Genomic DNA, 8657 nt, shown 5'->3' with positions numbered 1-8657 from the left:
GGCGCGCATCACCGCCACCGTCGCCGAAGCCGGCGCCAACGTCGACGAAGTGCATCACCAGCGCGCCTTTACCATGCTGGCGGCGCAGAACGTCGACATCGAACTGGTCCTGCAGACGCGCGGCCGCGAACACCTGGCGCTGGTGCTGAACGCCTTGCGACAGGCCGGCTTCGAGGCCGAAGAGCAACACTAAAAAAGCACGAGAACGGGGGAGCGATGGCGTTTTCGCTGGAGAATTTCGAATACCTGGCCTACTCGCGCCAGCATGAGGAGGCCGCGCGCGAGCTGATGGCGCTGCTGTCGGCGCTGGACGCCAATTACGGCCTGCCGGGCGAGAATTTCACCGCCAAGCCGCTCTCCAGCGTGCAGGCCGACGAACTCAACGAGCACGTTGTCACGCGCATCGCGGCGGCGATTTCCTGCCTGTTCGCGGACAGCGAGTTCCAGTTCTCCCAGCTCGGCTTCGGCCAGATGCTGGTGATGCATCGCTGGCTGTCCAGCCTGTTCGCCGCCAGCTCGTTCCGCAATGCCGACCACGTGGTGCGCGCCTGGAACATTCGCGGCAAGGGCAACCTGCGCGAGGTGGAAATCAGCAATCGCGACCTGATCAAGTTCTGCCTTCTGTATTCGCCCGAGTCCGAAATCCCGATGGACCTCGACGCCTTCTGGGCGCACGACAAGACGCTGGTCGCCAGCCTGTGCCTGGCGCTGCTGTCGCCGCGCCTGCTGGCCACGCCGGTGGCCTACGAAAAGCGCGAGCAGATCCTGCCGTGGCTGTCGGCGCGGCTGGAACAGATCGAGGACCTGGCGCAGCTGCCGGCCGGCATCCTGCACGACGTCTACATGCACTGCAGCTACGCCCGCCGCGCCGACAAGCACGACATCAAGAAGCCGATCAATGCGCTGATCCGGCGCAGCATCGAATGTGCCGGCATTACGTCACTAAATACGCCGATCCAGGCTGATGGCCCAGGTGGCAAGCGCAAACCCGTGCTGCTGGTCGTGGTGGAATGGTTCAGCTCGGCGCACTCGATCTACCGCACCCACTCGCGCACGCTGGAAGCGGCGCGCGAACTCTTCCACGTGGTCGGCATGGGCTACGCCAGCACGGTGGACGAGGCCGGCCGCGCGGTGTTCGATGAATTCGTCGAGATCGCGCCGGGCGAAATCCTCGACCAATTGAAGCAGATCCGCGGCGTCGCGCAAGAGAAGGCCGCACAAGTGTTCTACATGCCCAGCGTCGGCATGTTCGCGCTGACGATGTTCCTGTCCAACCTGCGCCTGGCGCCGGTACAGGCGATGGCGCTCGGTCATCCGGCGACCTCGCACTCGCCCGAGATGGATTACGTCGTGGTCGAGGACGACTACGTTGGCGATCCGGCCTGCTTCAGCGAGCAGCTGCTGCGCCTGCCCAGCGACGGCATGCCGTATCGCGCGTCGGCGCATGCGAAGCAACTGGATTTGCCAACGGAAATCCGCGAGACGCCCGACGTGGTGCAGATCGTGGTGGCGTCCACCACGATGAAGCTCAATCCCGATTTCCTGCGCGCCTGCCAGCGCATCCTGCGCGAGGCAAACAGCAGGATCCATTTCCATTTCCTGATCGGGCAGGCCCAGGGCATGCTGATCTATCCGCAGGTCAAGCGCGTGATCGGGCAATTCCTCGGCGACGCCGCCACCGTCTATCCGCACCAGCAGTACGGCGCCTACATGCAGGTGATCGCGCGCTGCGACATGTTCATCAACCCCTTCCCGTTCGGCAACACCAACGGCATCATCGACACCGTCAGCGCCGGCCTGGTCGGCGTGTGCAAGACCGGACCCGAGGTGCACGAGCACATCGACGAAGGCTTGTTCGGACGCTTGAAATTCCCGCAATGGCTGGTGACGCCGACGGTCGATGAGTACGTCAAGGCCACCGTGCGGCTGGCCGACGACCACGCGCTGCGCAATCAGCTGCGGCGCGAGCTGACCGGGGTCGATGCGGTGCAGACCATCTTCAATGGTCGTCCGGAAATCATGGGCCAGCTGATGCTGGCGGCCTTGCAAGGCAAGGACAAGGACCGGAACAGACGGGACTAGTCGTCCCCGCGGCGGCTGTGCTTGCGCATGTACATGGCCTGGTCGGCGCGCTGCAGCAGCGTGGCGAAATCGCAGACTTCGCCCGGCGACAAGGTCGCCACGCCGGCGCTGATGCTGACCGGGCAATGCGGCCACTTCGCTGCCTGCAGCATGGCCTGGATGCGCTCCACCACCAGTTCGGCGCCGACCTCCGGCGTGTTGGGCAGAATCACCGCAAACTCGTCGCTGCTTGAACATGTCGACGTCGATCATCAGCAAGGACAAGACCTCGCCGCTGCGCAGATGGCGCGACCATTCTTCGCGCAGCCGGCGGTCGAAGCCGCGCCGGTTGCCTGCGCCCGTGAGCGGGTCGGTCAGCGTCTGTCGTTGCAGCATCTGCAGGTCGCGATGCAATTCCAGTTGCGTGATGAATTGTTGCGCCAGCAGATGCAAGCCGCTGCGCTGGTGCGGCTCGAGCAGGCGCGGCTTGCGGTCGAGCACGCACAAGGTGCCGAGCAGGTCGCCGCGCTGGTTGCACATCGGCATGGCGGCATAGAAGCGCAAGCCGGTCGGTCCCTTGGCCATGCCGTCAGGGGCGAAGCGCTGGTCGAGGGTAAGGTCGCTGATTTCAGTGATGCGCTCGGGCGTGAGCGCGGCCGATTCGCACAGACCGAAATCGGCGGTGCTGCAGACAATGTCCGACTGCCCGGACAAGCGCCACCACTGGCGGCGCAGATCCATGCCGCCGTCGAGCGCGACCGCTGCGGTCAACGACAGCGCGCCGGTTTCGGTGCAGTCGAACTGACCCTGCAACTGCGACACCATCGCGATGGGCGTGTCGCACAACATGCCGGCCAGCGAGGTGACGTTCCACAATAGCTGGCCCAGGCGCTCGTCGGGTTCGCTGGCCGGATGGCCGGGCAAACGCACGGACGCAGCAGCGGCCGGGCCGAAGCCGGGCGGCTGCTGGTCGCTGCGGGCCGCACGCAGGTTGGTCATGTTGAAACGGTCATAAGATCATTGCCTGCTCTTTCTGTTCTTTCTGTTCTTTTTCTGTTCTTTTTCTGTTGTTCTGCGCTGATGCAGAGAATGTAAAACGATATCGGCGAACTGTATATCCCCCAAATGAGCGACATCGCGTTTTGCCCCCGGCACGTATAATCGCGCCACACATTCATGTCATTGCGACAATATCAATCAGGCAATCTCCGGTAATTTTCAGTCCCGCGGCCCCGCCTGCAGGCAATTGCCGCTAGCATCGGCGGTGAGCGCCCCGCCCGCTGTTCCATGTTTATTTTCCGTATCCCACAATATCCGCCGCCGTGATCCGTCTTCACGGCATGGAAACGATGCTGCCTTCAACACCGATGGCCGAAGCCGACAACAACAATAAACGTATTACCGACACGGTGCTGCGCGAGCGTTCACGCCTGCGCAACTTCATCCGTACGCGGGTGCCGGATCCGTCCGAAGCGGAAGACATTCTCCAGGACGTGTTCTACGAACTGGTGGAGGCCTGTCGCCTGCCCGAGCCGATCGAGCAGGTCGGCGCCTGGATGTTCCGGGTGGCGCGCAACCGCATCGTCGACCGCTTTCGCAAGAAGCGCGAGCAGGCGCTGCCTGTTTCCGGCGGCGAAGATGAAGATGAAGACGACGGCTGGCTCGAGCAACTGCTGCCCGACACCGACGCCGGCCCGGAAGCCGCCTATGCGCGCTCGCTGCTGCTGGCCGAGCTGCACGACGCGCTGGACGAACTGCCGGCGGAACAGCGCGACGTCTTCATCGCCCATGAACTCGAACGGCGCAGCTTCAAGGAGCTGTCCGCAGAAACCGGCGTCGGCGTGAACACACTGCTGGCGCGCAAACGCTACGCCGTACTGCATCTGCGCTCACGCTTGCAGACGCTGTACGACGAACTGGATTGAAGGTCGGAAGCGTGTACTGAAAGCCGCTCCGACCGGCTACGAATTTTCACATTTTCTTATTTTTTCTTATCTTTTAATTCGCTCACTCGCATCAAGCAAAGGAGGACAACATGGGCTGTCAACGCAAATTCTGGAAAATCCTGGTACTCGTCATCGCCGGGGTCGCCGCGCTGGGCTGGGTCGTCATGTCGCTGTGGAACTGGCTGTTGCCGTCGCTGTTCCCGGGGGTGCATCAGATTGCGTACCTGCAGGCGCTGGGCTTGCTGGTGTTGAGCAAGATTCTGTTCGGCGGCTTCCGCGGACGCGGCTGCCATCATCATCACCGCCAGCGCTGGGAACAGATGAGCGATGAAGAACGCGAGAAATTCAAGCAGGGCATGCGCGGCTGGCGCGGCCGCTGGGGCCGCAACGACGTCGCCGATGCGCGTCCGTCCGCCGCCCCCAAAGATCCGCAATGAATAAAATCCTGGATCGAACTTCAGAGCAGCCGCCGGCGCAGCGACAGGTGGCCGGCGGCTGCAAACAAGCTCCCGGCGTCATCGTGCCGGCGATCGATTTGAACCGTTGCGAGGGCAAGGGCGACTGCCTGGTGGTGTGCCCGGAAGACGTCTTTGAAATCCGCCGCATCGACGCCGCCGACTACCAGTCGCTGGGCGTCCTCAACAAATTCAAACTGCGCGTGCACGGCATGCATGTCGCCTACACGCCCAATGCCGATGCCTGCCGCGCCTGCGGCCTGTGCGTCACGGCTTGTCCCGAGCGCGCCATCACGCTGGTGCGCGCCGCGTAGTTCAGACGCCTGCAGGCATGGCGGCGAGTCGCTTGCACTGACGGGCGACGCCGCTGAAGATTACGTCCGCCAGCTTGGCAGGAAAATCTTCTGGCAATTGCCTGCCGACTGCATCAAGCACGCCGTCAGTCGCCGCGATGACTTCTTCAATGATCTCTTCGGCCGCCGCAGCGCCGAGTCCCACCTGGGCTGCTTGCGCGCCCCAATGGCGGCGCTGGATTCTGTCGATCAGATAGTAGTTGCTGGTGCTGCGCACAGCCATCGCCAGCTTCAGACGCTGTGCCGCCATCTGGTTCGGCCCCGGACCGGTGATCGGATGCGCCGACAAAACATCGTACAAAGGCGTGGCGCAATAACTCCCCCCGGGCAGATGGGCGATGCTGAAATTCTTGGCATGGCCGTCGGTCGCCGCCAGCAACCAGAACACGATCTGCGTCTTGAAAAAATTGCGCTTGTCCTGCTGCGCCTTATCCGACCTGTCAAGCACATGGATGACGTCGGCAATGCCGGGGCCGCCATCCGCCTGATATTTGCGCAGGGACGGCGTTCCCGTTGCCTGGCACATGTCTTCCTGCGGCAGGCGAATGATCCAGCTGCCATCACTCGCCGGCTTGCGATCAAAACGCTCGACGATCAGCACCTTCTGATCTTCGAAACGGCCGATGTCGCAATGAGCGATCGGCAATTCATATGCGGCCATCAGTTTTGAACACAGCCATTCGTTCTCGACCGAGCTCTGCATGTCGGCGCGCCGGTTGCCGACCAGTCCCAGCGGCAGTTTGAAGATGTGTGTGGTCGGCGTACTCCCTTGCGGCAAATGCCATGCGCCCTCGTGATAAAGCAGCGCAGTCTTTTCCTGCGCGCCAGCGATGGACAGGCGCAGATCGTCGTGCTCGCCGGTCTGTCCGAGAATCGCGGCGCTCGTGGTGTTGCGCAGGAGATTCGCGACTTCCGCCTCGTCCAGAGGTCTGCCGGAAATGGAAAACAAATCCGTCGGCGCTACGTCCGGGGGCAAGAGCTGAATGGCGCCGACACAATCGCGGCCGAGTTCTGCCAGCAAAGAAAATGGATCGGTATTTTCTGCGTGATAACGCTGCGCCAGACGACGGCGAATCGCATCGTTGTCCGGCAAGAGATTGTCGAAGAAGGAAGAAACAAGCGCGCCGCGGTAGACCAAGTTATTTGGCGTGAACGGCAGCGAGAGCGACAGGGGCCGTCCTTCCTCCTGCTCCTGCCACTCTGGGAAATAGCTCAGGCGTTCCTCGTCCCGGGTCTTGTCCCAGGCAGCCACGCGAATGCCATTCATCCAGACGAAGAGTCGTTGCGTCAGCGTACGGCGACCCATGGTTACCAGACCTCTTTTTTAATGGCTGGCGAAGTGACGCGGCGCAGGGATTGCGGCTCTTTTGTTGTTGTCTTGAGTGTAGGTTTGCGCGTTGGCACTGCGGGCGAAGTGGTTACCGTGACGGCAGTTCCTGCCTGGCTTAACGCCATCTCCACGTTCAGTACGCTGAATACAGCGTGAAGACGCTCCATGCTGACCGAGGCCGGATTGGCTTCGAGCTTGGCATAATTCTGCTGGGACATGCCCAAGCGCTCCGCCAGCGCCGCTTGGGTCAGTCCTGCTTCCTTGCGAAAGCCTTGCAGGATCGGCCGAAGCTGACTGAGGGTTTTGATGGGATAGAGCATGCAGATCTCCATGGAGGTGAAGATTCATGCTACACCCTTTGAGTTGTAAATTGCAAATACAATATATAAGTTGTATATCAATAAAACAACTTAAAGATTGTTAATCCATTTTACTTGCCAACCGACATCTGCGGCTCATCCTTGTGCTTCTTGTCGGCCGCAGTCTTGTCGTGATGCGGCGGCTTGCTGTGGTCGAGCTTGCTCTCGGTGGAATCCTCGTATTCACGGTCGGGATTGACCGGCGCGTCGGCGGTGCCGGAGGATTGCGGAGCTTGCGGTCGATGTAGAACGGGGCGATCGGACATGACGGTTCCTCTCTTGATCATTGATGCTGGTGGACGCTACTGGCCGGGCTGGCCGTTGGATGCAGTGAGTCCGCCGTCAACCGGCATATTTACCCCGGTCACGAAGCCCGCATCCTCGCTGGCGAGGAAAGCGATCACGGCGGCGATTTCCTCCGGCTGGGCGCCGCGTCCTAGCGGAATGCGTTCGGCGAATTTCGCCATCAGCGCCTTGTTGTCAGCCATGTCCGCCGTCATGCCGGTATAGGTGAACGTCGGGCAGACCGCGTTGACGCGGATGCCCTTCCTGGCGAAGTCCAGCGCCAGCACGCGCGTGAGATTGACCACCGCGCCCTTGGACGTATCGTAGGCGCTCATGCCCCAGTCGCCGCCCAGACCCGAGACCGAAGCGACGTTGACGATGCTGCCTTTGGTCTTGGCCAGGTGCGGGATCGCTTCACGCGCGCCGAAGAACACACTGTCGACATTGTTCGCCTGCACGCGATGCCAGTCGTCGACGCTGACCTCAAGCACATTGCCGGGCACGTGGATGCCGGCATCGTTGACGAGCACGTCGAGCTTGCCGAATTTTTCAATCGCGAAATCGATCAGGTCGCGCACCTGTTCATGCGCGGAGACATCAGTCAGGCGCGCCGCAGTGCGATCGGCCGGCAACTCCTCGAGCGTCTCCTGCAGTTTTTCATGCTGGCGATCGGCCAGCACGACCTTGGCGCCTTCCTTGGAAAAGCGATGCGCGGTGGCCTTGCCCATGCCGGATGCGGCGCCGGTGACGATGACGACCTTGTCTTCAAAACGGTTCATGGCGGTCTCCAATGTGAGATTTCCCTGGGGACGCGGAGGCGCCTTGCCGCCGGGATGCAACAAGGCGGGACGGGAAAATGATGGGGGATAGATATTACTGTAGTCAGGCGCGCCGCCGATGGACATCGGACAGTGCCGCAAGCTGCTGTAGGAGAGAAGAGGAGGCGAGGAAGCAGCGAGCGGAGCACAAAACAAAACGGCGACTCGCAGGCCGCCGTTTGCACCGGGCTATTGCTTCATCGGCAAGGTACCAGCCTACCAGCCGTTCTGCGCCGCCGCCTTGCGATACGCCAGGCCCGCCAGCGCCACGTCTTCCAGGCCGATGCCGATGGCCTTGTAGATCACGATATCGTCGTCCTTGCCTTCCTTGCGCTTGTAGCCGATGCTGCCGTCGACGGCCTGGCCCAGCTCCCACACATTGGCCCAGTCGAAGGTGCCCGGTGCGCATTGCACCAGGTCGCCGGCTTCGATTTGCGCCTGCGGTTTCCACTCGACCACGAGCGCGGCGGCGCGCTTGATGGCGACGTCGTCCAGCTCGCGTACGGTAGCCTTGCTGGCGCCGACGGCGGCGACAAAGGCGCCCGGCTTCAACAAGTCGCCCGAGAACAGCGGTGTCGATGCGCGTGTGACGGTCACCAGCACGTCGGCCTGACGGGCGGCGTCGTCGATCTCGACCACGCGCGCCGGCACGCCGTAGGTTTTTGTCACTTCGTCAGCCAGCTCCTGCTGTCCGGACAAGCCTGCGATCAGGATTTCCTTGAACTTGCGCACCTGCAGCAGCGCCGGGATGTGCGAGCGCGCCTGCACCCCGGTGCCGATCACGGCCAGCGTCTCGACGTCCTTGCGCGCCAGCGCATCGCAAGCCACTGCGGTCGCGGCGGCGGTGCGCAGGCCGGTCATGGTGTCGCCTTCGATGGTCGCCAGCGGTGCACCGGTCTCGGTCGAAAACAGCGTGATCACGAACTTGAACGCGCCCTTGATGGTCGTGTAGACCTTGGCGCCGGCAATGCCCGCATCGGGGATCACCGCGCCCATCATCGACAGCATCACGCCGTTGGATGCGCTGGTGCGCACGCGTGCCTGCTGCGC

Annotated in this window: 9 protein-coding genes and 2 pseudogenes; 5 read left to right on the top strand and 6 right to left on the bottom strand. The window is 62.4% G+C overall.

The window, feature by feature from the left end:
* Together HLUSI_RS0123250 and HLUSI_RS0123245 are read left to right on the top strand one after the other, a co-directional pair.
* A pseudogene (locus HLUSI_RS0123250) lies at positions 1–193 on the top strand (threonine ammonia-lyase); the annotation flags it as partial.
* A 23-nt stretch (positions 194–216) separates the two neighbouring features.
* Positions 217–2082 carry a peptide transporter gene (locus tag HLUSI_RS0123245; RefSeq protein ID WP_016836221.1) on the top strand — a complete coding sequence of 622 codons (1866 nt, stop codon included), beginning with the start codon at positions 217–219 and terminating at the stop codon, positions 2080–2082.
* Here the strand turns inward: HLUSI_RS0123245 and HLUSI_RS34850 are convergent.
* Positions 2079–2457 (bottom strand): annotated as a pseudogene (locus tag HLUSI_RS34850) (GGDEF domain-containing protein). The gene HLUSI_RS0123245 and the pseudogene HLUSI_RS34850 overlap by 4 nt on opposite strands.
* Before the next feature lie 944 nt (positions 2458–3401).
* Here HLUSI_RS34850 and HLUSI_RS0123230 point away from each other — a divergent pair.
* From HLUSI_RS0123230 to HLUSI_RS0123220, 3 genes are all read left to right on the top strand, one after another.
* The gene (locus HLUSI_RS0123230) at positions 3402–3986 is read left to right on the top strand and encodes an RNA polymerase sigma factor (protein ID WP_029363931.1); all 585 of its coding nucleotides are present in this window, start codon (positions 3402–3404) and stop codon (positions 3984–3986) included.
* 110 nt (positions 3987–4096) lie between these two features.
* A complete protein-coding gene (locus tag HLUSI_RS0123225; RefSeq protein WP_016836217.1) occupies positions 4097–4444 on the top strand; it encodes a hypothetical protein in 348 nt (115 codons plus the stop codon).
* Positions 4441–4776 carry a 4Fe-4S binding protein gene (locus HLUSI_RS0123220; RefSeq protein WP_016836216.1) on the top strand — a complete coding sequence of 112 codons (336 nt, stop codon included), beginning with the start codon at positions 4441–4443 and terminating at the stop codon, positions 4774–4776. The genes HLUSI_RS0123225 and HLUSI_RS0123220 overlap by 4 nt, the downstream gene beginning before the upstream one ends.
* A gap of 1 nt (position 4777) precedes the next feature.
* On the opposite strand, the gene HLUSI_RS0123215 is transcribed toward HLUSI_RS0123220, so the two are convergent.
* The 5 genes from HLUSI_RS0123215 to HLUSI_RS0123195 form a co-directional block, all read right to left on the bottom strand.
* Positions 4778–6121, bottom strand: coding sequence for a type II toxin-antitoxin system HipA family toxin (locus tag HLUSI_RS0123215; protein ID WP_016836215.1), 1344 nt, complete (start codon positions 6119–6121; stop codon positions 4778–4780).
* A gap of 2 nt (positions 6122–6123) precedes the next feature.
* On the bottom strand, positions 6124–6465 hold the full coding sequence (locus tag HLUSI_RS32030; RefSeq protein ID WP_083458183.1) for a helix-turn-helix domain-containing protein: 342 nt from the start codon (positions 6463–6465) through the stop codon (positions 6124–6126).
* A gap of 110 nt (positions 6466–6575) precedes the next feature.
* Positions 6576–6770: a hypothetical protein gene (locus HLUSI_RS0123205; protein ID WP_016836213.1), complete on the bottom strand. Its 195-nt coding sequence runs from the start codon at positions 6768–6770 to the stop codon at positions 6576–6578.
* A gap of 36 nt (positions 6771–6806) precedes the next feature.
* Positions 6807–7568 (bottom strand): meso-2,3-butanediol dehydrogenase, encoded by a 762-nt coding sequence (gene budC / locus HLUSI_RS0123200; RefSeq protein ID WP_016836212.1) that lies wholly within the window; start codon positions 7566–7568, stop codon positions 6807–6809.
* Between the two features lie 255 nt (positions 7569–7823).
* Positions 7824–8657 (bottom strand): ornithine cyclodeaminase family protein (locus HLUSI_RS0123195; protein WP_016836211.1); only part of this gene is annotated, 834 nt, incomplete at its 5' end.

Source organism: Herbaspirillum lusitanum P6-12 (assembly GCF_000256565.1).
GTDB lineage: Bacteria > Pseudomonadota > Gammaproteobacteria > Burkholderiales > Burkholderiaceae_D > Herbaspirillum > Herbaspirillum lusitanum.
The sequence above is the reverse complement of the archived record's forward strand: the minus strand, read 5'-3'. Positions and strand labels throughout refer to the sequence as shown.